We start from the raw sequence: 22,603 nt of genomic DNA on the forward strand, positions 1-22,603 counted from the left end.
GTGAGCCCCGGTTTCAGGGGGTTTGCGCTGCAAAACAGGGGAGTAAAAAAACCCGTAAAAGCTGCGTAAATTATGTGAATCAGCCGATATTTGGCTGATTTAGGCCCCCGGATCACTCAAAAAACGTCCTGCGCAGCGCTATTTCTGGACTCGGCACACCGAGATTTCTTTCAGTGCGCGTTGGCTCAATTCAGGGCCGGCTGGATTGTTTTTGTCCATCAACTGCGCGATCTCCTGGGTGGTGAATTTCTTCTCCAGAACGTCGGCGCCGCATGAGCAGTGCTTCTTCGCTTCGGCCGGGTTGACAGTTTGGCTGGCAGCTTTTGTGCAATCGCTCATGTACTGGGCTTTCACACCGTTTGGCCAGGCCGCGTGTGCGCTCAGTGGCAGCAACAGGGCAAGCGGCGCGGCAAAGGCAAAAAGACGGATAAGGCGCATGACAGGAACTCCTTGGGGTCGATATCTGTGGCGATTCTCAGTCAGTTTGAGGCATCTCGTATATCTCAAGTTCACTCTGCGCCATAAAAGTGAGGAAATTTTCACCGTCTGATTGCGTGCAGGCCGATAACCGTTCATCTGTGCTAGCATGCCCCGCTCGGGCGTTTGCAGGCTCCGACGGACCTTCAGTCCCGGTGGCGGCAGATGCGCGATTAATCCTGATTTGAATCCCAGTCACTCTGGTTCGGTTTTCCGGTTGGCCGCAAGGCTCCTGCCGCTGTAAGGCAGGCGTTCGTCATTGAATGGCCTGGACCGGATCTTGTACTGGCTCATCCCAACCCACGTGACCTTTGGTAGGGGTCACCACTAGGAGAGGAGGCGCCATGCCAACTATTACTCTTCCCGACGGCAGTCAACGTTCATTCGATCACCCGGTTTCCGTAGCCGAGGTCGCCGCATCCATCGGTGCAGGCCTGGCCAAGGCCACCGTTGCGGGCAAGGTCGATGGCAAGCTGGTCGACGCCAGCGATATCATCGACAGCGACGCGTCGCTGCAAATCATCACGCCAAAGGATGAAGAGGGGCTGGAGATCATTCGCCACTCTTGCGCCCACCTGGTTGGCCATGCGGTCAAGCAGTTGTACCCGACCGCCAAGATGGTCATCGGTCCGGTCATCGACGAAGGTTTCTATTACGACATCGCCTTCGAGCGTCCTTTCACTCCGGACGACCTGGCGGCCATCGAACAGCGCATGCAGCAGCTGATCGAGAAAGATTACGACGTGATCAAGAAAGTCACTCCGCGCGCCGAAGTGATCGAAGTGTTCAAGGCCCGTGGCGAAGACTACAAGTTGCGCCTGGTCGAGGACATGCCGAACGAACAGGCCATGGGCCTGTACTATCACGAAGAATACGTCGACATGTGCCGCGGTCCGCACGTGCCGAACACCCGCTTCCTGAAATCCTTCAAGCTGACCAAGCTGTCCGGCGCCTACTGGCGTGGCGATGCCAAGAACGAGCAATTGCAGCGCGTCTACGGCACCGCATGGGCGGACAAGAAGCAACTGGCGGCTTACATCCAGCGCATCGAAGAGGCCGAAAAACGCGACCACCGCAAGATCGGCAAGCGCCTGGGCCTGTTCCACACCCAGGAAGAGTCGCCGGGCATGGTGTTCTGGCACCCGAACGGCTGGACTCTGTACCAGGTACTCGAGCAGTACATGCGCAAGGTTCAGCGCGACAACGGCTACCTCGAAATCAAGACGCCGCAAGTGGTTGACCGCAGCCTGTGGGAGAAATCCGGGCACTGGGCCAACTACGCCGACAACATGTTCACCACCCAGTCGGAAAACCGCGACTACGCGATCAAGCCAATGAACTGCCCTTGCCACGTGCAGGTGTTCAACCAGGGCCTGAAGAGCTACCGCGAGCTGCCGATGCGCCTGGCCGAGTTCGGTGCATGCCACCGTAACGAGCCATCGGGTGCCTTGCACGGCATCATGCGTGTGCGCGCATTCACCCAGGACGACGCCCACATCTTCTGCACCGAAGAGCAGATGCAGGCCGAGTCCGCCGCGTTCATCAAGCTGACCATGGATGTCTACGCCGATTTCGGCTTTAAAGATGTCGAGATGAAGCTGTCCACTCGTCCGGAAAAACGCGTCGGTTCCGACGAGCTTTGGGATCGTGCCGAAGCGGCACTGGCCGCAGCCCTTGACAGCGCGGGCCTGCCGTACGATCTGCAGCCGGGCGAAGGTGCGTTCTACGGTCCGAAGATCGAGTTCTCGCTGAAAGATTGCCTCGGTCGCGTCTGGCAATGTGGTACCCTGCAGCTCGATTTTAACCTGCCTGTGCGTCTGGGAGCCGAATACGTCTCCGAAGACAACAGCCGCAAGCACCCGGTGATGTTGCACCGGGCGATCCTGGGGTCCTTCGAGCGGTTCGTCGGAATCCTGATCGAGCACTACGAGGGCGCGTTCCCTGCGTGGCTGGCTCCGACCCAGGCAGTGGTGATGAATATCACTGATAAACAGGCTGATTTTGCCGCCGAAGTGGAAAAAACTCTCAACGAAAGCGGGTTTCGTGCCAAGTCTGACTTGAGAAATGAAAAGATCGGCTTTAAAATCCGCGAGCATACTTTGCTCAAGGTTCCTTATCTCTTGGTTATCGGAGATCGGGAAGTCGAGATGCAGACTGTCGCTGTGCGTACTCGTGAAGGTGCTGACCTGGGCTCGATGCCCGTCGCCCAGTTCGCTGAGTTCCTCGCCCAAGCGGTTTCCCGGCGTGGTCGCCAAGATTCGGAGTAATTATTATTAAGCGTGAAATGAGACAAGATAAACGAACTGCACCGAAAGCCCCGATCAACGAGAATATCTCGGCACGCGAGGTTCGGTTAATTGGGGCTGAAGGTGAACAGCTCGGGATTGTGTCAATCGAAGACGCGCTTCTTAAGGCTGAAGAGGCCAAGCTGGATCTGGTGGAGATTTCCGCCGATGCAGTACCACCTGTTTGCAAACTGATGGACTACGGCAAATCGATCTTCGAAAAGAAGAAGCAGATTGCTGCGGCCAAGAAAAACCAGAAGCAGATCCAGGTTAAAGAAATCAAGTTTCGTCCAGGGACGGAGGAAGGGGATTACCAGGTAAAACTGCGCAACCTGGTACGTTTCCTGAGTGACGGGGACAGGGCCAAGGTATCCTTGCGATTCCGCGGCCGTGAGATGGCCCACCAGGAGCTGGGGATGGAACTCCTCAAGCGAGTTGAAGGTGACTTGCTCGAGTACGGTTCGGTCGAACAGCATCCTAAGATGGAAGGACGCCAGCTGATCATGGTCATCGCCCCGAAAAAGAAGAAGTAATCAACAGGGCACGGCAGGCCTTCTGATTATGTTTATCAACTGAATGCGGAGTATCCGAACATGCCAAAAATGAAGACCAAAAGTGGTGCTGCTAAGCGGTTTCTGAAAACTGCTAACGGTATCAAGCACAAGCACGCTTTCAAGAGCCACATCCTGACCAAAATGTCGACCAAGCGTAAGCGTCAACTGCGCGGTAGCAGCTTGCTGCATCCGTCTGACGTGGCAAAAGTCGAGCGCATGCTGCGCCTTCGTTAATTTTAGTCAAGAATAGAGGAAGTAACTCATGGCTCGTGTAAAGCGTGGCGTCATTGCCCGTAAGCGTCACAAAAAAATTCTGAAACTTGCTAAAGGCTACTACGGCGCACGCTCCCGCGTATTCCGTGTTGCCAAGCAAGCGGTAATCAAGGCAGGCCAATACGCCTACCGTGACCGTCGTCAGAAAAAACGTCAGTTCCGCGCTCTGTGGATCGCTCGTATCAACGCTGGTGCTCGTATCAACGGTCTGTCCTACAGCCGTTTCATCGCCGGCCTGAAAAAAGCGTCCATCGAGATCGACCGTAAGGTTCTGGCTGATCTGGCAGTGAACGAAAAAGCGGCGTTTGCTGCGATTGTCGAGAAAGCTAAAGCCACCTTGGCTTAAGTACCCCCGACAGTCACCCGGCCTCGCATCTGTGGGGTCAGGTGTTAAACGTCATAAATAGGGGAAGAGCCTTCAAGCTCTTCCCCTATTTTGTATCTGGAGTCTGTACATGGAAAACCTGGATGCGCTCGTCTCTCAAGCACTAGAGGCTGTGCAAAGCGCTGAAGATATCAATGCCCTGGAGCAAATCCGGGTTCACTACCTTGGCAAGAAGGGTGAATTGACTCAGGTGATGAAGACCCTGGGGAATTTGCCGGCAGAAGAGCGTCCGCAGGTCGGTGCGCTGATCAACGTTGCCAAGGAGCGTGTCACAGAGGTCCTTAATGCGCGCAAGGCATTGTTTGAAGAAGCCGATCTGGCTGCCAAACTCTCTGCCGAGTCCATTGACGTGACCCTGCCTGGCCGTGGTCAGACCTCCGGTGGTCTGCATCCGGTTACCCGCACTCTGGAACGCGTCGAACAATTCTTCACCCGTATCGGCTACGGCATCGCCGAAGGCCCTGAGGTCGAAGACGACTATCACAACTTCGAAGCGCTCAACATCCCAGGCCATCACCCGGCCCGGTCGATGCATGACACCTTCTATTTCAATGCGAACATGCTGTTGCGCACCCATACCTCGCCGGTACAGGTCCGCACCATGGAGTCCAAGCAGCCGCCGATCCGCATCGTCTGCCCGGGCCGCGTCTACCGCAGCGACTCCGATATCACCCACTCGCCGATGTTCCACCAGGTCGAAGGCCTGCTGATCGATCGCGACATCAATTTCGCTGACCTCAAAGGCACCATCGAAGAGTTCCTGCGGGTGTTCTTCGAAAAGGAACTGGCGGTGCGTTTCCGTCCTTCGTACTTCCCGTTCACCGAGCCATCCGCTGAAGTCGACATGGAATGCGTGATGTGCAGCGGTAAAGGCTGCCGCGTCTGCAAGCAGACCGGCTGGCTGGAAGTGATGGGCTGCGGCATGGTTCACCCGAACGTGCTGCGCATGTCCGGGATCGACCCGGAAGAGTTCTCGGGCTTTGCCTTCGGCATGGGCGTTGAGCGTCTGGCCATGCTGCGTTACGGCGTGAACGACTTGCGTCTGTTCTTCGACAACGACTTGCGGTTCCTCGCGCAATTTCGCTAGTCGTAACGAATTCTTAGGAGAGCAGGATGAAATTCAGTGAACAATGGCTGCGTGGCTGGGTTAGCCCGCAGGTAAGTCGCGACGAGCTGGTTGCTCGTCTGTCGATGGCCGGTCTTGAGGTCGATAGCGTTACGCCGGCCGCCGGTGTTTTCAGTGGCGTGGTGGTTGGCGAGGTGCTGAGCACCGAGCAGCACCCGGACGCCGACAAGCTGCGTGTGTGCCAGGTCAGCAACGGTTCTGAAACCTTCCAGGTGGTTTGCGGTGCGCCCAACGTGCGCCCGGGCCTGAAGATTCCTTTCGCCATGATCGGCGCCGAGTTGCCTGGCGACTTCAAGATCAAGAAGGCCAAGCTGCGTGGCGTTGAATCCAACGGCATGCTGTGCTCGCAATCCGAGCTGCAGGTCGGTGAAGGTAACGACGGTCTGATGGAGCTGCCGGCCGATGCGCCGGTGGGCGAAGATTTCCGTGTTTACCTGGACCTGGAAGACGCCAGCATCGAGGTCGACCTGACCCCGAACCGTGGCGACTGCCTGTCCCTGGCCGGCCTGGCCCGTGAAGTGGGTGCTTTGTACGCCGCTCCGGTCAGCCGTCCGGTAGTGGCTTCGGTGCCTGCCGCGCATGACGAAGTGCGTTCGGTAGAAGTGTTGGCGCCCGCCGCGTGCCCGCGCTACCTGGGTCGTGTGATCCGTAACGTTGACCTGTCCAGGCCTACGCCGCTGTGGATGGTAGAGCGCCTGCGTCGTGCCGACGTGCGCAGCATCGATGCTGCCGTCGACATCACCAACTACGTGATGCTGGAGCTGGGTCAGCCGCTGCACGCCTTCGATCTCGCCGAAATCAACGGCGGCATCCGTGTGCGCATGGCCGAAGACGGCGAGAAGCTGGTGCTGCTCGACGGTCAGGAAGTCAGCCTGCGCAGCGATACGCTGGTGATTGCCGACCACTCCCGCGCACTGGCAATCGCCGGTGTCATGGGTGGCGAGCACAGCGGTGTGTCCGCGACCACGCGTGACGTGTTCTTGGAAAGTGCCTTCTTCGACCAGATCGCCGTGGCAGGCAAGGCCCGTTCCTATGGCCTGCACACCGATGCATCCCATCGCTATGAGCGTGGCGTGGACTGGCAGCTGGCCCGCGAGGCCATGGAGCGCGCGACTGGCCTGCTGCTGGAAATCACCGGCGGTGAAGCGGGTCCGATCATCGAGACCGTCAGCGAACAGCACCTGCCGAAAATTGCTCCGGTCACCCTGCGTGCCCAGCGCATTACCCAGATGCTGGGTATGGAAATGGATTCGGCTGAAGTGGAGCGTCTGCTCAATGCCTTGGGCCTGGCCATTACTGCCGACGGGGCAGGGCAGTGGCGCGTAGAAGTGCCAAGCCATCGCTTCGATATCAGCCTGGAAGTCGACCTGATCGAAGAGCTGGCACGCCTGTACGGCTACAACCGTCTGCCGGTTCGTTATCCGCAAGCGCGTCTGGCGCCGCAAGCCAAGGCCGAAGCCCGTAGCGACCTGCCTGAACTGCGCCGCCTGCTGGTTGCCCGTGGCTATCAGGAAGCAATTACCTACAGCTTCATCGATCCGAAACAATTCGAACTGTTTAATCCGGGTGTTGAGCCGTTGCTGCTCGCCAATCCGATCTCCAATGACATGGCCGCCATGCGTTCGTCCTTGTGGCCAGGTCTGGTCAAGGCGCTTCAGCACAACCTGAACCGTCAACAGGATCGCGTACGCCTGTTCGAAAGCGGCCTGCGTTTCGTTGGTCAGCTCGAAGGCCTGAAGCAAGAGCCGATGCTCGCCGGTGTGGTTTGCGGCAGTCGCCTGCCGGAAGGCTGGGCGCAGGGTCGCGATACCGTCGACTTCTTTGACGTCAAGGCTGACGTGGAAGCGGTGCTCGGCTTCGCCGGTGCCCTGGATGCGTTCACTTTCGTGCCAGGCAAGCACCCGGCATTGCACCCGGGCCAAACCGCACGCATCGAACGCGATGGTCGTCTGGTCGGCTTCATTGGCGCGATCCACCCCGAATTATCGAAAACCCTCGGCCTCGACCGTCCGGTCTTCGTCTTCGAGTTGGTTCTGGCGGAAGTCGCGTCGGGAAAAATGCCTAAGTTCCACGAGTTATCGCGCTTTCCTGAAGTGCGTCGTGACCTTGCACTGATTGCGCACAAAGATGTTGCAGCCACGGCTGTACTGGACGTAATCCGTGAAAATGCAGGCGAATGGCTGACAGACCTCAGGCTATTTGACGTGTATCAAGGTAAAGGCATTGATCCTGATAGAAAAAGCCTCGCAGTCGGCTTGACCTGGCAGCATCCATCGCGCACTCTTAATGACGATGAGGTGAATACCGCAACGCAAAACATCCTCACCTCGCTCGAACAAAGGTTGAACGCCACGTTAAGGAAGTGACGTATGGGGGCTCTGACGAAAGCTGAGATGGCGGAACGTCTGTATGAAGAGCTGGGCCTGAATAAACGGGAGGCCAAGGAATTGGTCGAACTGTTTTTTGAAGAAATCAGGCACGCTCTTGAAGACAACGAACAAGTCAAATTGTCCGGTTTCGGCAATTTCGACCTTCGGGACAAACGCCAGCGGCCTGGCCGCAATCCGAAAACGGGGGAAGAAATCCCGATCACGGCTCGCCGTGTGGTCACCTTTCGTCCAGGGCAGAAGTTGAAGGCCCGAGTTGAGGCTTATGCTGGAACCAAGTCATAACGACGAGCTCCCCGTCATCCCGGGCAAACGCTACTTCACCATTGGTGAAGTCAGCGAGCTGTGTGCGGTAAAACCACACGTGCTGCGCTACTGGGAGCAGGAGTTTCCTCAACTCAACCCGGTCAAACGCCGCGGAAACCGCCGGTATTATCAGCGCCAGGACGTGCTGATGATCCGGCAGATCCGCGCGCTTCTTTATGATCAGGGGTTCACCATCGGCGGAGCGCGTTTGCGTTTGTCCGGTGATGAAGCCAAAGACGACACCACCCAATACAAGCAAATGATCCGCCAGATGATCGCCGAGCTCGAAGATGTTCTGGTGGTACTCAAGAAATAAATTCCTGCTTTTAAATACTTCCAGTTTTCAAAAGCTTGCGATATATTCTTGAGCGTTCCTCGAGGTGAGGGATGAGTAACACGCCTAGTCGGGGCGTAGCGCAGTCCGGTAGCGCACTAGCATGGGGTGCTAGGGGTCGAGTGTTCGAATCACTCCGTCCCGACCATATTTTTCAATGACTTAGGCCAATGTTCACAGCATTGGCCTTTTTCATGTGCGTGACTTTTGCGTGACTTCTCTATTTTTCACGCCTGCTTCCTCTTCAAGATTGTCAGGACCGGTCCACGCGAATCGGTTGCTGATACCATGTTTGCAGCTTCAATCAGATGCCCAAGCTCAGCGCCCGAGTAGTGACTGGTGATGCTGCCGTTCTTGTGGCCCAGAAGTGCCTTGCGGTCGTCCTCGGTGACGCCTGCCGCGCGTAGCCGACGGCCAAATGTGTGTTTGAGGTCATGGATCCTGATGGATGCATAACCTGGGTGAGCGGGGCGAAGGTTTTCCTCCTGCCAGAGTTTCGCCGCTGGCTCGCCCGCTTTTCGCCTGGAGTGATCAACTTTCCAGGCAAACTGACCAGTCAGAGGATCGTAGGAAATCATTTCCCTGAGTAGCCGTGTGCGCTGCTCTGAGTACATATCAGGCATGTCGTCACCTAAAGGATGGTGGCACTTGGGGTTGAAGTGGGGTATTTGTGTTCGCCCGGCATGGGGCTGGGTCAAGGAGAGAGCAATGCGATTGGCAAGAACGGACTACTACCATCGATTTATCTATGGACAGCCGGGTGTTGAAGTAATGGAGATGACTCACCAGAATGGTGACCTTTCCGAAATCTACGTGACTGATCCACAAGGCGGCTTTAGGACGATCTATGCGATGGTTTTCAGACCGGATGGCTCGTTCGTCAACGAACTACACATCACCGTCGATTCGCTTACCCCATCCCAGGTCAATAGTTGGGATGATCCAAACAATCCATTCCGGCTAGGTTGCGAATGGGCTGAAGCAACATCAGGTAGTCCCATGCTCGAGGATTAATCAATCAGGCGCGCCCTCCCGTGACCGGATGCGCAGCACAATGTATCGTATGGTTTGTGCATTCAGGGAGGATTGTGATGTTTTGGTACGGCAGCGAAAAAAGCAGGTTCCGGGCTCAGCGCTGGATATCATTTATCGTGCTGTTCTTCGCGCTAATTTTTCTGAGCTCAAAAATATACCTGTTCGTTGTAGGCGACGGGTCCGGGTATGACATATTTAAGGGCTTCGTCGCCACCGGAGTTGGATGCCTCATGCTTTACTTTTCCAATAAGTGGTGAGAGTAGGCGCCGCCCTCCGTGACCGGACGCGACAGCGGGGATGCGAATAGGAGTGCGCGAAGGTGCGTCACAAAACTGGTTTGGTTCGTTGAAGTGGGGTATTTGTGTTGGGTCCGGCATGGAGCCGGATCAAGGGGAAAAAATGACTATCGCCACAAAAATGCAGAACCAGTTGGAAGAGTTGCTTTCCGCTGGCGCAGCTCTTGAAGTTTCAGCCAAGGGCAAAATGGCAAATCAGCTTGTTGATTTGGCAGTTTGTGCCAAGCGTGGAGGCTCCCACTTGACCATCAATGATCTTGGGCTTTTGATGCAGAACCAGCTGATTGATATTGCCAGGGCGGGAAGCGGGCACGTCACATTCAAGGATTAACTGGGTCGATGATCTCGTCGCCCGGTTCTCGCTTTATCTCAGCGATGCTCTTTTCGTAAAATGCTCGCGACACCTTTTCTGTAAGCTCATAAGGTGTCGTGAAATTCCGCAGCATCCAAGCCTGAGTCTCGAAGTCGGCGCCGACCAGGTTCTTCAGAAGCCGCTAGTGAATATCCTGCTGGTTGTTGATGCCGTGGGCGGCCATGGCCTGCCTCTTCAATTTCGTGGGCCGGTAGATCCAGCCATGTCTGTCGTCGGCGCTGGCGCACCTGGTTGCTGATGCGCTTCATGCTGCGACCTTCACCTGATGCCAGGCGCCGGCGGCGCAGAACAGCTTGGCGGCCTGAGCCTCTTCGAGCGAAACCTCTGCAGGGATGGCGACCCATCCGGATGCAACCAGTTGATAATGACCGCATCCGAGAGAGACCGCGACATCCTCGCCCGCACGTTGTGGGGCGAGGCCCGCGGCGAATCCCTGGCCGGCCGGATCGCCGTGGCCTGGACCATCCGCAACCGCGTGAACGACGGCAAGGACAAGTCGTGGTGGGGGGAGGGCTATGCGGGCGTGTGCCAGAAACCCTACCAGTTCAGTTGCTGGAACCGGAGCGACCCGAACTTTGCCTACCTGAGCGGCGCAAAACAGATACCGTTCCGCGAACTGGCCCAGGCGCGGATTGCCGCTGACCAGGTGATCGATGGAAAGGTGTCGGATCCCGCCGGCGGTGCCACGCACTATTACGCGATCGCCATGAAGGCGCCTCCGGCCTGGGCGGCGAAGGCGAAGCAGACCCTCAAGCTGGATGGGCACGTCTTCTTCAAGGACGTGCCATGAAACCGATCTGGCTGCGGATCCTTCCTTACATCGCTGCACTGACTCTGGCGGCCGGGGCGCTGTTCGGCGCCTATCACCACGGCGTAACGGTAACGGATGAACAGTGGCAGTCGGCATGGAATGCCCGCGACGCCGGTGCCATGAGGCTATCGTGGCGCCATCCTGTACCGACCCTCAACGAAAGATAGCAGCATGGAAGGTTTAGAACTGAGCCTAACGATAGGCCGAAAAGCTTCTCGCTCAAATCGCCCGAGCGGATTCGATGATCATTGCGGCGAAGGCGGGCGCTTGTGCTGAGGGGGGGCTTGGCTTGGAGTCGGCCCGCGCGTTGAATGGCGCGATCATATATCGGCTATTTTTAAGGATTCAAATCATTTAGGGTTCCGCGTCAAAAAAATTAGAGACAGCGGTGTCATGCTTTTTACCTCATTCGAATTCATTTTTTGCTTTCTCCCTGTCGTCTTCGTGGGATTTTTCCTGCTGGCGCGCATATTGGGCAAAAATGCGGCGGCCATTTGGCTGGCTGCTACGTCAGTTTTTTTCTACGGGTGGTGGAGTACTACCTACATCCCACTCCTTTTGGCGTCGATAGTATTCAACTACACGGTCGGGTACATCATTGCGATGAACCAGGAACGTGCCCGCCACAGGGCCAAAGCAGCCCTGTTCGTCGGCGTAATCAGCAACCTGATGCTGCTCTGCTATTACAAATACTCTAATTTCTTTCTGGGCGAGATCGCAAGGTCGACTGGCGTGCACATGCCAATGTTGGAGTTGGTGCTGCCTCTCGGTATTTCTTTCTTCACATTTACCCAGATCGCTTTTCTGGTAGACGCTTGGAAAGGCAAAGCGAAGGAATACAATTTCTGGCACTACCTGCTGTTTGTGACTTGGTTCCCCCACCTCATCGCCGGCCCGATCTTGCATCACGGACAGATGATGCCGCAGTTTCGCGACCCATCTATCTATAAAGTTCGCTCTAAAAACATCGCAATTGGTCTCGCACTCTTCGCCATTGGCCTCGGTAAAAAGCTTTTGCTAGCTGACCCGATCAGCGCCTACGCCGATCCGGTTTTTCATGCCGCAGCGGCGGGTCAGGCCATTGGGCCGATGATCGCCTGGACCGGCGCAATGGCGTACACGTTGCAAATATACTTCGATTTCTCTGGCTACTCCGATATGGCCATAGGCCTGTCGATGCTGTTCGGAATCAAACTGCCCATCAACTTCAACTCCCCTTATAAAGCACAGAGTATCATTGAGTTCTGGCGACGCTGGCATATGACGCTGTCTCAGTTTCTGAGGGACTACCTCTACATTCCACTCGGTGGAAATCGAAATGGCGAGGCCCGTCGCCTGACCAACCTGATGTTGACCATGCTGCTCGGCGGCCTATGGCATGGTGCAAACTGGACCTTTGTAGTTTGGGGCGCACTTCACGGCACATACCTCTGCGTAAACCACTTGTTCCAAAAATTACCACCAGCTCTTCGTCTATCTGGAGTACTGCCAAAGGCCCTGACTGCCCCGCTCGGCGTGCTACTGACCTTCAGCGTTGTCGTGATTGCCTGGGTGTTCTTTCGTGCTGACACCATTCATTCTGCAGAGGCAATAATTGTTGCGATGGCGGGCCTACAGGATGCAGTTGTTTGGGAGTCCGTATTCGACAAGCTCAGTACCCTGACATTCATCTTCTACCTGATTGTCTCGATGGTAATAATTTGGGTATTCCCGAACGCTTACGAACTACTGAATCTTTTAGAAGAAAGCAAAGGCGAAGGTGGTCACGAAAAACAGCGAGTTAGTTCAATGGTGAGTGTAGGCGCGGGGATGATTACCGCTGCACTAATAGGCGTCAGCCTAACATCGACCTTTGGGACATCTGTCATCAGCCCATTCTTATATTTTCAATTCTAACTATGAACCTATATAGAACTTACGCTTTATCTGTGATCTGCGCATCAGTGGTGGCTTTTGGTGCATACTACTCAGCATTCGTTTACCAGCTTGGCGCACCAATCCCGGCATCCTACGACCTGCTGAACTGGATATACCTAAAAGAGAACGCCGCCCAAAATACGGCTGGGCGCCGCGTTCTTCTCATCGGTGATTCAAGTTCACTTTTCGGGGTAGATAGCCCGCAACTGGAAAAGGAACTTGGGCGCCCTGTCGTTAACATGTCGCTGCATGGCGGGCTACCGCTAGATTGGCTAACAGATTTTGCTGAACGTAACGTAAGAGCTGGCGATATTGTAGTTATGCCTCTGAATTGGGCCTACTACGCTCGTGATTTCAATAAACCAGAAGATTGGATGATTGATCAAATCGTAGCTTGGGACAGGGCTTACTTTGAGTCACTTAGTCCGCTGAAAAAGCTTAGTTATTTAGCAGCTGTTAAACCTCAAGTGCTTTATAACAACCTATTAACAAAGGATAGCGCCGCGCAAGCACTGACAAACTTTCCACTACGAAAAGTTCTATCAAAGCAAGAAGCGATGGAGCAATATCAAGCTCAGAATGGTGGGGCTACGACTTCTTTTTCGTGGAGTTACATAAATATAAATAAATATGGAGATATGTTAAATGCCTGTGGAAACGTCAACCCGGCGACAAGTTATTCAATAGGGGTAGCCCCTAATGTAAATGAAAATGTGCTGAAGTTACTTAAGAAAACATCGGAGAAAATTTCTAAGCTTGGCGGAGTTTTATTCGTTGTTCCGTCTATCACCGTGGCGGACTCTCAGTCGCAACAGCCTGATTACGAGAAGGCTCTCAACGGTCTTTTAAGTCAAGTCAGGGCAACGGGCGTAAACGTACTGGGAGATGCAAAGGAATTTTATTTCCCTCCGGAAGCGTTCTTCGATTCGATTTGGCACTTAAATTGCGCGTATAGCGGTGCGCGAACCACTGTCCTCGCGAACATACTAAAGCCTGCGTTGAAAGAGGATTCAGAGGCTAACGCCTCAGCTGGACTGTAAGGTCTAGCCTCAAAAAATCCAGAGATGGTTTCTTGTCGTCCGTGTCGAAATAGCACCACGCAAGAAGAACAAGCGAATGGACTACCCTTCCATAACTCCAGGATGTAGTGAGCTGGCTGCCCCATTCATCAATTCGAGCCGCATCATTTATTGAGTTTTAATGATGATGTGATGGGGGGCAGAGAGGTCAATCAAGCCGGCTCCTAGGGGAAGGCTCGACAATGGTGCCAACTCACTGAAGCATACGTTCAGAAAGATTCAACGACAGCTTTGGAGTGCTTCCTTGAAGGGCCGAAGGTGGCCGATAGCGGTCATTGGGGAGCCATCATCACCGCGAGCGTCATCCTGATGAACTCTTCGTTCTTGTCGATGGTGTCCAGGGCGCCGCACACGTTGTCGGCGACGTCGGCTGATCCGCGCTGCTCGACCCAGTTGGACAGCTCCATGATGGCTGCATCCAGGGCGAGCTGGTTTTCGTTGAGCTTGTAAAGCAGGGAAGGGAGTAGATCAGAATTTGGCATCGTGAATCCTCCGTGGAGATTTCAGCGTAGCACCGGGAAGTAGCGCATAAAGGGAATGGTGTTCGTCGGCAGGACGCCGGGGGAGGGGAATAAAGGCGTGCGTGACTTTCTCACGCGCCTGTAAGCACTTCTGGGCATTCGGTTGCAGCGAGCGCCAATGATTACGGCCAAAACAAAGGGTCTTGCATGGGTCCTGCGTGCATGGAGTGCCAGGGTTCGAGTGTTCGAATCACTCCATCCCGACCCTATAATTCAAGGGGTCGCGAGATTTAATCTCGCGACCCTTTTTTATTTCAGGTCGTTTTTACCCATACAAAACAGCTGGCTCTGGATGGAATCTTCGTCTGAATTTCTGTCGCTCCACATCCGAAGCCCACGAACTCAAACCGCCTGCCTCACCTCCCGATGCACCCACTGGGCTTCACTTTGCAGTTCCAGGACTTGCCAGTGAAAGCGCTCCAGCGAGGCATTGTGGCCGACGCTGATCATGATCGTCTCCGGCAGGGTTTGCTTGAGCAGCTGATAGCAGCGCGCTTCGTTCGCCGCATCCAGCGCCGAACTGCTTTCGTCCAGGAACAGCACGGTCGGGCGGGCCATCAGTGCCCGCACGAAGGCACAGCGTTGCTGTTCGCCGATGCTCAGGGTCTGGGTCCAGTCGCGATCCTCATCCAGTTGATCGCTCAGGTGCTGCAGGCCGACTTGCTGCATTGCCAGGCACAGGTCGGCATCTTCTTCGTGGCGGGGCGGGTTGGGGTACCACAGCGCCTCGCGCAGGCTGCCCAGCGGCAGATAAGGTTTTTGCGACAGCGTCAGTGCGCGCTCACGGTCGTAGGAGGTCGAGCCGGACGCATGGTGCCAAAGCCCGGTGACGGTACGTATCAGCGTCGATTTGCCATAGCCCGATGGCGCGCTGATCAGCAGGCTGTCGCCGGGCGCGAGTGAAAGGTTGAAGCCTTTGAGCAGGCGTCGGCCATTCGGCAGCCAGATATCCAGATCCTTGATATGAAGTCCGCTGGACTGCTGCTCGAGCGTGACCTTCGACTTGACCTCGACGTTGTCCAGGCGCTCCTGGAATCCGATCAACCGGTCGATCACCGATTTCCACGCCGACAGCTCCGGGAACACCTCCACCAGGTAGGCGATGGCCGCGTGCACTTCGCCGAAGGCGGCGCTTATCTGGGTCAGGCGACCAAGTGGAAATGCGCCGGCGAAGAACTGCGGCGCCATGATGAACATCGGGATGACCGTGGCACTGCGCAGGTAGAAGGTCGAGTAACCCATGATCAGCTTCTGCTTTTTCACCAGTGCCCAGAAGTTCTCCAGCGCTGCCTCCAGGCGTTGGTTGAAACGGGTGTTTTCCACCGCTTCACCACGGTACTGGGCCACCGAGTCGGCATTTTCCCGCAGGCGCATCAGCGCGAAACGGAAGTCGGCTTCGCGCCGCTGTTGCATGAAGTTGAGCCGTGGCAGTGCGCGCCCCAGCCAGAAGGCCAGGCCCGTGCCCAACAGCGCGTAGACCAGGGCAATCCACACCAGCAACCCCGGGATGACCAGGGACTCACCGGCGAACGGCACGCTGACCAGACTGGAGGCCTGCCAGAGGATATGCAGAAAGGAAAACAGCGACACCACCGACGTCAACAGCCCCAGGCTCAATTTGAGCGATTTGACGATGAACAGGTCGATGTCTTCGGCGATCCGCTGATCAGGGTTGTCGATATCGGTTTCGGTCAGTTTCAGCTTCTGGTAACGCTGGCTGTCCAGCCATTGACCGAGCAGGTTGTGGGTGGCCCAACGACGCCAGCGCAGCGTCAGTTTTTGCTGGAAGTGAAACGCGCCCACGGTAAAGGCCGCGGTGCCGATCTGCAGCAGCAGGAACTGCAGGCCACCGAGCAGAAACCCGGCGTAGTCCTTGTCCTGCAAGGCGTTGTAGAAGTGCAGGTTCCAGAAGTTGGTGAGGATATTGACGCCCACCAGGCACAGGGTCATCAGCACGGTGGCCACAAGCAGCAGCAAAGCCGGGTACTTCTGTTCGGATGCCCAGAACGGCCCTGCGAGACGCCAGAAATTGCGGAGAGTTTGCATGTGGTCTTGATAGGCCTGGTCGCTAGCGACGTTGAGTTTGCAAGGGAGGGAGGATAGGATCAGCCAATGCTAATCGTTTGCATTAATTAGGGAAAGTCACGGGAGAGCCGTTATCGAATTTCCAGAATGGCTCAGCCAGGCCTGGCCACCGATCCAGCGGGTCATACGGCGTGAACCGGGTGATCAGCCTTCGATCCCGTTGAGCCAGGTTGCCGACCCCGCCGTACTGAAACCCTTGCTGACACGCTTCGCCTTGCTCTATCCGGGAGTGAACCGCGCTGCCGTGGTGTCGCAGTGGTCGATGAACTATATGAGCATCGCCCTGCCGGCCGCCCTGGCCTGTGGCCTCACACGGCATGGCACGATCGATTTCTGGGGCAAGGAGGGCGTGTTGTTTCACGATGACGGTGAACCCAAGGCGCTGGGACTGGCCGACCGATTGCCATTTCTCGCGCCTGAAGACCGTGCTGCCTACTGGTCACGCTTGATCCACGAGCACCTGACACCCTTGTTCGCCACGCTGGCCGCCGCCGGTGGCCTGGCGCCGAAAATATTGTGGGGCAACATGGTTGCCATCTGGGACGGTGCCTTCGCGAGAATGGATGCCGACCTGTCCCGGGACGGGTTCGCCGAGGCGCACCGGTGGCTGGAGCAGGTCACGGTGAACGACGGGCGCCTGAAGCTGCGCGGGCTGCAGCGCATGGTGGAATCACCCGCGCCGCAGATTTGTCCCCGTCTGCCATTGCGTCGGCATTGCTGCCTGCATTACCAGTTGCACGAGCCGGTCGAAGGCGAACCGCCCGTGCTTTGCGAGTCCTGCCCCAAGCTGCATCGACTGCCGGTGGAAGCGCAGGTGAGTTACCTGCACTACATCTACCAGGACAGTTGAGCGGCGGTACCGGCCCGCCGTCAGGCATAAGCCGCGTGGGCTTCGACCTGGGTGAGACGGCCATTCTCGACTTTCAGCACCCGATCGGCCTGTTGGAAATACGCGTCGTCGTGGGTGATCACGATCACGGTTTTGCCCCGGGCCTTCAGCTCCGGCAATAGCTCCATGTAGAACACGCGCTTGAAAGTCGGGTCCTGGTCGGCGGCCCATTCATCGAACAGATAAAACGGCTTGTCATCCAGGTACGCCGACACCAGCGCCAGACGCTTGCGCTGTCCGGTGGACAGGTCGACGGTGGAAAAACGGTCGTCGACGATGCTGACCTTGTGCCCCAGACCCAGGGCTTTCACATAGCGGGTCGCTTCGGCGGTGCGGTGTTCGGCACCCGGCCCGTCGTCGCCCAGCAGATGTTCGAACAGATGGAAATCGGCGAATACAGCGGCAAAGTGCTGACGGTATTGCTCGCGATTGTCGTCGTCCACTTCCACGCCGTTGAGCACCACGCAGCCGGTTTCCGGGGCGTAGAGCCCGAGCAGCAGCATGGACAGGGTGGTCTTGCCGCTGCCGTTGCCGCCGACCACGAACACCAGTTCGCCCTGGTCCAGGGTCAGGTCCACCGGGCCGAGCATGAACGGATGATCTTCATGTTCACCCGGGTAGCGATGGCACACACCGTTGAGCAACAGGCGCATTGGCCCTTCAGTGGCGAACAGGTTGCCGGCCGGGGCGGCGGCCTGGGCTTCGCTGCTCAGTTCGGCGTCCAGTTGGCGAATGCGGTTCAGGGCGATGCTGGCCTGACGTAGCGAGGGCAGGGCGATCATCAGGTCGGAAATCGGCCGCACCAGATACAGCAAGGTCACGGTGAAGCTGGTCAGTACGGTGATCGATTGCGGTAACCAGAACGGCACGACAAACAGCAGCACGCCGAGGTTGAGGTAGAACAGCAATGTGCCGAGGTTGGCCACCACCGAATACCCGGCCATGCCACGCAGGAAACGCACGCGAAATTCATCGGCACCCGGTCGGATGACCCGCTCGACGAAGGCTTCGCCACGGGCATTGTTCAGTTGCAGTTCCTTGCTGCCTTCGATCAGGCTGCGAAAGTGCTGGTAGAGCACGTCCTTTTGTTGCCGCACCCGCTCCAGATGACTCAACGGCCCGCGTTCGGCCAGGTGAAACGCCACCAGTCCGACCAGCAGAAACAGCGCCAGAATCGCCAGCAACGACCACGACAGCCACGCCAGGTAGGCGAAGCACGCCAGGGTCACCACGGCGTTGACGAACAGCAGGGGTACCCATTCGAACGCGGCGGTAAAGGTATGCACGTCTTCGGTGAGGATCACCAGCAAACGGTGCTTGCCCATGCCTTGCAGGCGCTTGAGCGGCGTGGCCAGCAGCTTGCGCGAGAGGTCGATGCGCATCTGGAAAATCGCGCTTTGGGTCAGGTGCAGCAACGAGATTTCCGAGCAGAGCTTGCTCAGCAGCATGCCGGCGCACAGCCCGAAAAAGGCCAGGGCCAACTCCGGTAACTGCTGCGGGTTGGCCAGCCCGCGGTTGATCAGGATCACCAGCCCGGCACTGGCCAGACCGCCCAGTGCACCGGTGATGGACGCCAGCGCCAGCAGGCGGGCCGATTGGCGGTAGAGATAGAGAATCAGGTTCATGCGACGGTTTCCGTCGAGGCCATGGCCAGCGACTTGTTCAGTTGTTCATGGAAGGCGGATTGCCCGAGGATCGATTCGTGATCGGCGGCGACCTGATGATGACAGGTTAGCCGGCTGATCGCGTCCCACTGTGCGGGGAGGTCCGGGCGTTCGACCAGGGTTTGGCCGGCCCACCACAGTTGCAGGGTGGCGGCCACGGTCGGCACGGAGTAACCGTTGACCCAGCGACGGGCGTCGGCCATGACGTTCAGGGTCTGCTCGACATAAGCCTGGGGTGCCTGGAGGCTCAGGCCGTTGGCGCTTGCCCATTGCAGCAGGGCAAAGCGCAACTGCTCGACGCGATTTCGTCCGACCGTGGCCGTGCGCAATTCGCTCAGGCTTTCCGGGGCGAGGGTCGCCAGGCGCTGGCGACTGTCGCTGCTTAGCTCCTGGCGCACAATGCCGTACAACGCATCCCATTCCAGCGCCTGGTCCTCGGCGTGGAAGGTGCTGTCGAACAGGCCCAGCCATTCCACCGTTTGCCCCTGCGCCTCCAGTTGCCGGGTCAGCTCCAGGGCGAGCAGACCGCCCATGGACCAGCCGCCCAGACGATAAGGCCCCTGGTGCTGAACCTGGCGGATCTGCGGCAGGTAGTGGCTGGCCAGGGCGACGAGGTCCCGGTCACGCAACGACTCCGGCAGCGCGATGCCATGCACCGGTGTCTGCTCGGGCAATCCGGCGACCATCGATGCATAGTGATGAACCCCGCCCGCCGGCTGGTGCAGGCAGAACAACGGCGTCTGTCCCGGGGCGCCGGCCTGCAAGGTGATCAGGGTTTCACGGTCGTCGGGCCGAGTGATCTGCCCGGCGAGGCGGATCAGCGTCGGGTGCTGGAAAATGACATTGACCGGCACTTCGATGCCGAGAGCGGCACGCAGCCTGGCGGTCATGCGCACCACCAGCAACGAGTGACCACCGAGGGCGAAAAAGTCGTCATGGCGACCGATCACTTCGACTTCCAGCAGCTCTTGCCATATCGCCGCGAGCATCTGTTCCACGTGGCCTTCGGGCGCGACGTAAGCCGCGAGGCTGCGGTTCGGCACGCGGGCCAGCAGCGCCCGGTGATCGACCTTGCCGTTGGCGGTGCGGGGCAGCTGCGCCAGCCACTGGATGTCGACGGGGATCATGTGTGCCGGCAACAGGGGCGCCAGGGATTCGCGCAGCGCGTCGGCCTGCAACGTCGTGGCCGACTCGACGAAGGCGCGCAAGCCCGGTTCGGCCTGGGTGGTATCGAGCAATACGGTCGCCAGTCTGGCACCGCTGACCTTGCACAGCGCGGTCTCGATTTCGCCTAGCTCGATGCGGTAGCCGCGCAGCTTGATCTGCGAGTCGGTACGCCCGAGGAAGCGCAATTGCCCGTCCAGGTCCTGCCAGGCGAAATCGCCGGTGCGATACAGGCGCTGGCCGTCGAGGGCGGGATGAGTGGCGAGGATGAATTTTTCGGCGGTCATCTGTGCCAGGCCCAGATAGCCTGCGGACAGGCCCGGCCCGGCGATGTGAATTTCCCCTTTGAGGCCCCGGGCCACGGGCGCGCCCTCGCTGTCGAGCAGGTACACGCGGGTGTGGGCGATGGCGCGGCCGATGGGCACGCTGCCCGCGTCCTGGTCCGCCTGGCAGAGGGCGACGGTGCTCCAAACCGAGGCTTCCGTCGGGCCGTATTCGTTGTACAGCTGCGCGCCGGGTTGACGGCGATAATGCTGGGCGACCAGTGCCGGCGGGCAGCTTTCACCGGCGACAATCGCGGTGTTGAGCGGGCTCGGCGTGTCGCCCAATTCATCGAGCAACAGGGCATACAGCGAAGGCAACGCCAGCAAGTGCGAGACGCCGTGGTCGCGGATCAGGCGCGCCAGTTGCAGCGGGTCTTTCTGTTCGGTTTCGCTGGCCAGGTGCAGGCAGCCGCCCTGGGCCAGGCTCCAGAAGAGCCCGGCGATGGAGCTGTCGAAGGCGAACGACGACAGCAACAGGAAACGCTCCACCGGCTGCGGATACCCCGCCAGCCGCGCCGCCAGCGAATGCAAGGCATTGGCATGGCTGATGACTACGCCTTTGGGCTGGCCGGTGCTGCCGGAGGTGTAGATCAGGTAGGCCGGCTGGTCCCGCGCGACAGGGGGCTCGTCACACAACGGCACCGCCGGCAGGTCCTGGTCGATTGCCAGCGCGTTGGCTTGCCAGTCGGCCGGCAGGTCCTGCACGCGGGCGCGGTGGGTCAGCACCAGACATGCCTGGCTGTCACGCAGAATATGTTCGATGCGCTCGGCAGGGTAGGACGGATCAACCGGCACGTAGCAGGCACCGGCGCGCAAAATGGCGACCAGAGCCACCACGGCATCGATGTCCCGTGGCAGGAAATGTGCGATCCGCGCACCTGGCTCCAGGCCATGGGCGAGCAATTGTTGGGTGAGGGCGGTGACGCGCCGGTCCAGCTCGGCATGGCTCAGGGTACCGCTCGGTCCGGTTACTGCCGGACGCCCGGCATCGCTGGCCGATGCTTTGGCGAAGCACGCGGCCAGGTGGGGCAGGGCGAACGTCCTTGCGTACAGCTGTTCCTGCGCCGCAGTCAGGGCCGGCGCCGAGGCCAGTTCGCCGGTGACGCGTAGTTGCTCGGCGGCGTTGCAGGTCGCCAGTTGGCCGAGAGCGGTCGAAGGCTCGCGCAGGCTGTGTTCGATCACGCTCAGCAGTTGCCCGGCGAGGAGGTCGACATGGGCCGGGGTATAGAGCACGGCGTCAAAATGCAGCGACAAGGCGTGGGTCGAGTGCGGTTGATACTGCAACAGCAGCGCACAACCGGCGCTGACGCTGTCGGCCAGTTCAATCTGCCAGCCGGCATCGTTCAAGGCGCTGTGCGGGGTCATGGCGAGTTCACGAAAGCCCACGCCCGACAGCGCCGGCACGTTGCTCAGGTGGCTCGGGTAACTGTCCCGCGCATCGTTGAGCAGGCCGACGCGTTCCCTCAGTTGCTGGCACAGCGCGGCAAACGACTGCTCCGGCGCCGTGTCGAGGGTCAGCGGCAAGGGCTCGGAAAACAGGCCCAGTGCGTCGCCGAGCACATCCGGACGTGCCTGATGTTCGTAGGCCAGGGTCAGGCGTTCGGCTTCGCTGTAGCGTTGCCACAGCGCTACCCAGGCGCCCAGCACCAGCGTGCCGCTGCTGACACCGAGGCTGGCGGCTTGCCGGTCGAGACGCTGCAAGATGGCTTCGTCGAGCGCCAGTTGCACCCGGCCCGGCTCCAGCAGGGCGGATGACGCGCCGCGCTGGCGCTGCCAGGGTAACGGTACGTCATCGATCATTGCGCCGAGCTGTTCATTCCAGAACTGGCGGCCCTGTTCGTCGTCCGCCGATTCCTGGCGCCACGCGGCATAGTCGGCGTATTGCAACGGCGGGTCTTGAGGTGCCGCTTGCAGGTAACCCGAGGCCCATTCTTCACCCAGGTAACCCAGGCTGGTGCTGTCCAGATGCAGCGCCGGCAACCCCAGCGTCGCCGAACGGCCATCGGCCGCCAGTTGCAGCTCGATGCCCGGCGCTTGCCCATCGGCGACCGAATCGTCGATCACCTGCATCGGCAACGACAGGCCCGGCAATTGCTGGTAACGGGTGCGCAGGATCTCGTGGCGTTGCACCAGCGCCCACAGACTGCTTTGCAGCCGTGCGCCGTCCAGTGCCTGTTCGCTGCGAATGCGCAGCGTGGCCCGGTGTGCCGTCGGGGCCAGGCGGGTCTGTTGCAGGCGCCACAGATGAGCCTGCTGCGGCGACAGTTCGAAACCTTCGAACGGTGTGTCTTCGTGAGTCTGAGTCATGCTGAGACCTGT

At 58.4% G+C, this 22,603-nt stretch carries 20 protein-coding genes, 1 tRNA gene and 1 pseudogene; 16 read left to right on the plus strand and 6 right to left on the minus strand.

Annotated elements, in window-relative coordinates:
* Window positions 1–138: 138 nt before the first annotated feature.
* Window positions 139–438 (minus strand): hypothetical protein, encoded by a 300-nt coding sequence (locus AC3WJW_RS13270; protein ID WP_007975709.1) that lies wholly within the window; start codon window positions 436–438, stop codon window positions 139–141.
* 383 nt (window positions 439–821) lie between these two features.
* Between AC3WJW_RS13270 and thrS the strand changes: the two genes are divergently transcribed.
* The 9 genes from thrS to AC3WJW_RS13315 all read left to right on the plus strand — a co-directional run bounded on the left by thrS (window position 822) and on the right by AC3WJW_RS13315 (window position 8,275).
* Window positions 822–2,744 carry a threonine--tRNA ligase gene (thrS, locus tag AC3WJW_RS13275; protein WP_007975710.1) on the plus strand — a complete coding sequence of 641 codons (1,923 nt, stop codon included), beginning with the start codon at window positions 822–824 and terminating at the stop codon, window positions 2,742–2,744.
* Window positions 2,744–3,295, plus strand: a complete 552-nt coding sequence (gene infC / locus AC3WJW_RS13280; protein WP_172435703.1) for a translation initiation factor IF-3 — start codon at window positions 2,744–2,746, stop codon at window positions 3,293–3,295. The genes thrS and infC overlap by 1 nt, the downstream gene beginning before the upstream one ends.
* Before the next feature lie 60 nt (window positions 3,296–3,355).
* Window positions 3,356–3,550: a 50S ribosomal protein L35 gene (gene rpmI / locus AC3WJW_RS13285; protein ID WP_002553160.1), complete on the plus strand. Its 195-nt coding sequence runs from the start codon at window positions 3,356–3,358 to the stop codon at window positions 3,548–3,550.
* A gap of 28 nt (window positions 3,551–3,578) precedes the next feature.
* The gene (gene rplT, locus AC3WJW_RS13290; RefSeq protein WP_007905879.1) at window positions 3,579–3,935 is read left to right on the plus strand and encodes a 50S ribosomal protein L20; all 357 of its coding nucleotides are present in this window, start codon (window positions 3,579–3,581) and stop codon (window positions 3,933–3,935) included.
* 109 nt (window positions 3,936–4,044) lie between these two features.
* Complete coding sequence (gene pheS, locus AC3WJW_RS13295; RefSeq protein ID WP_007975711.1) at window positions 4,045–5,061, plus strand: phenylalanine--tRNA ligase subunit alpha; 1,017 nt, start codon at window positions 4,045–4,047, stop codon at window positions 5,059–5,061.
* Between the two features lie 26 nt (window positions 5,062–5,087).
* Window positions 5,088–7,466 (plus strand): phenylalanine--tRNA ligase subunit beta, encoded by a 2,379-nt coding sequence (pheT, locus tag AC3WJW_RS13300; protein ID WP_493726296.1) that lies wholly within the window; start codon window positions 5,088–5,090, stop codon window positions 7,464–7,466.
* 3 nt (window positions 7,467–7,469) lie between these two features.
* The gene (gene ihfA / locus AC3WJW_RS13305; RefSeq protein ID WP_002553164.1) at window positions 7,470–7,772 is read left to right on the plus strand and encodes an integration host factor subunit alpha; all 303 of its coding nucleotides are present in this window, start codon (window positions 7,470–7,472) and stop codon (window positions 7,770–7,772) included.
* A complete protein-coding gene (locus AC3WJW_RS13310) occupies window positions 7,753–8,109 on the plus strand; it encodes a MerR family transcriptional regulator (protein WP_003179985.1) in 357 nt (118 codons plus the stop codon). The genes ihfA and AC3WJW_RS13310 overlap by 20 nt, the downstream gene beginning before the upstream one ends.
* Window positions 8,110–8,198: 89 nt before the next feature.
* Window positions 8,199–8,275, plus strand: a tRNA-Pro gene (locus AC3WJW_RS13315).
* Between the two features lie 79 nt (window positions 8,276–8,354).
* On the opposite strand, the pseudogene AC3WJW_RS13320 reads toward AC3WJW_RS13315, so the two are convergent.
* Window positions 8,355–8,645, minus strand: a pseudogene (locus tag AC3WJW_RS13320) (tyrosine-type recombinase/integrase); the annotation flags it as partial.
* Between the two features lie 190 nt (window positions 8,646–8,835).
* Here AC3WJW_RS13320 and AC3WJW_RS13325 point away from each other — a divergent pair.
* From AC3WJW_RS13325 to AC3WJW_RS13350, 6 genes are all read left to right on the plus strand, one after another.
* Window positions 8,836–9,141: a hypothetical protein gene (locus AC3WJW_RS13325; protein ID WP_218481330.1), complete on the plus strand. Its 306-nt coding sequence runs from the start codon at window positions 8,836–8,838 to the stop codon at window positions 9,139–9,141.
* Window positions 9,142–9,471: 330 nt separating this feature from the next.
* On the plus strand, window positions 9,472–9,789 hold the full coding sequence (locus tag AC3WJW_RS13330; RefSeq protein WP_493726297.1) for a hypothetical protein: 318 nt from the start codon (window positions 9,472–9,474) through the stop codon (window positions 9,787–9,789).
* Window positions 9,790–10,195: 406 nt separating this feature from the next.
* Window positions 10,196–10,621, plus strand: coding sequence for a cell wall hydrolase (locus tag AC3WJW_RS13335; protein ID WP_493726298.1), 426 nt, complete (start codon window positions 10,196–10,198; stop codon window positions 10,619–10,621).
* A complete protein-coding gene (locus tag AC3WJW_RS13340) occupies window positions 10,618–10,809 on the plus strand; it encodes a hypothetical protein (protein WP_493726299.1) in 192 nt (63 codons plus the stop codon). Before AC3WJW_RS13335 ends, AC3WJW_RS13340 begins: the two co-directional genes overlap by 4 nt.
* A gap of 226 nt (window positions 10,810–11,035) precedes the next feature.
* The gene (locus AC3WJW_RS13345; protein WP_493726300.1) at window positions 11,036–12,538 is read left to right on the plus strand and encodes an MBOAT family O-acyltransferase; all 1,503 of its coding nucleotides are present in this window, start codon (window positions 11,036–11,038) and stop codon (window positions 12,536–12,538) included.
* Between the two features lie 50 nt (window positions 12,539–12,588).
* Entirely contained in the window at window positions 12,589–13,599 is a 1,011-nt protein-coding gene (locus AC3WJW_RS13350) for a class I SAM-dependent methyltransferase (protein WP_493726301.1), read from the plus strand.
* Window positions 13,600–13,910: 311 nt separating this feature from the next.
* On the opposite strand, the gene AC3WJW_RS13355 is transcribed toward AC3WJW_RS13350, so the two are convergent.
* Together AC3WJW_RS13355 and AC3WJW_RS13360 are read right to left on the minus strand one after the other, a co-directional pair.
* Window positions 13,911–14,120: a hypothetical protein gene (locus tag AC3WJW_RS13355; RefSeq protein ID WP_493726302.1), complete on the minus strand. Its 210-nt coding sequence runs from the start codon at window positions 14,118–14,120 to the stop codon at window positions 13,911–13,913.
* A gap of 381 nt (window positions 14,121–14,501) precedes the next feature.
* Entirely contained in the window at window positions 14,502–16,205 is a 1,704-nt protein-coding gene (locus AC3WJW_RS13360; RefSeq protein WP_493726303.1) for an ABC transporter ATP-binding protein/permease, read from the minus strand.
* 199 nt (window positions 16,206–16,404) lie between these two features.
* Between AC3WJW_RS13360 and fhuF the strand changes: the two genes are divergently transcribed.
* On the plus strand, window positions 16,405–17,094 hold the full coding sequence (gene fhuF / locus AC3WJW_RS13365) for a siderophore-iron reductase FhuF (RefSeq protein ID WP_493726304.1): 690 nt from the start codon (window positions 16,405–16,407) through the stop codon (window positions 17,092–17,094).
* Between the two features lie 20 nt (window positions 17,095–17,114).
* Here fhuF and AC3WJW_RS13370 read toward each other — a convergent pair whose 3' ends face one another.
* Together AC3WJW_RS13370 and AC3WJW_RS13375 are read right to left on the minus strand one after the other, a co-directional pair.
* Window positions 17,115–18,758 (minus strand): cyclic peptide export ABC transporter, encoded by a 1,644-nt coding sequence (locus AC3WJW_RS13370; protein WP_493726305.1) that lies wholly within the window; start codon window positions 18,756–18,758, stop codon window positions 17,115–17,117.
* A complete protein-coding gene (locus AC3WJW_RS13375) occupies window positions 18,755–22,591 on the minus strand; it encodes a non-ribosomal peptide synthetase (protein ID WP_493726306.1) in 3,837 nt (1,278 codons plus the stop codon). Before AC3WJW_RS13375 ends, AC3WJW_RS13370 begins: the two co-directional genes overlap by 4 nt.
* Window positions 22,592–22,603 lie beyond the last annotated feature (12 nt).

The organism is Pseudomonas sp. GW821-FHT07G06 (genome assembly GCF_058986625.1).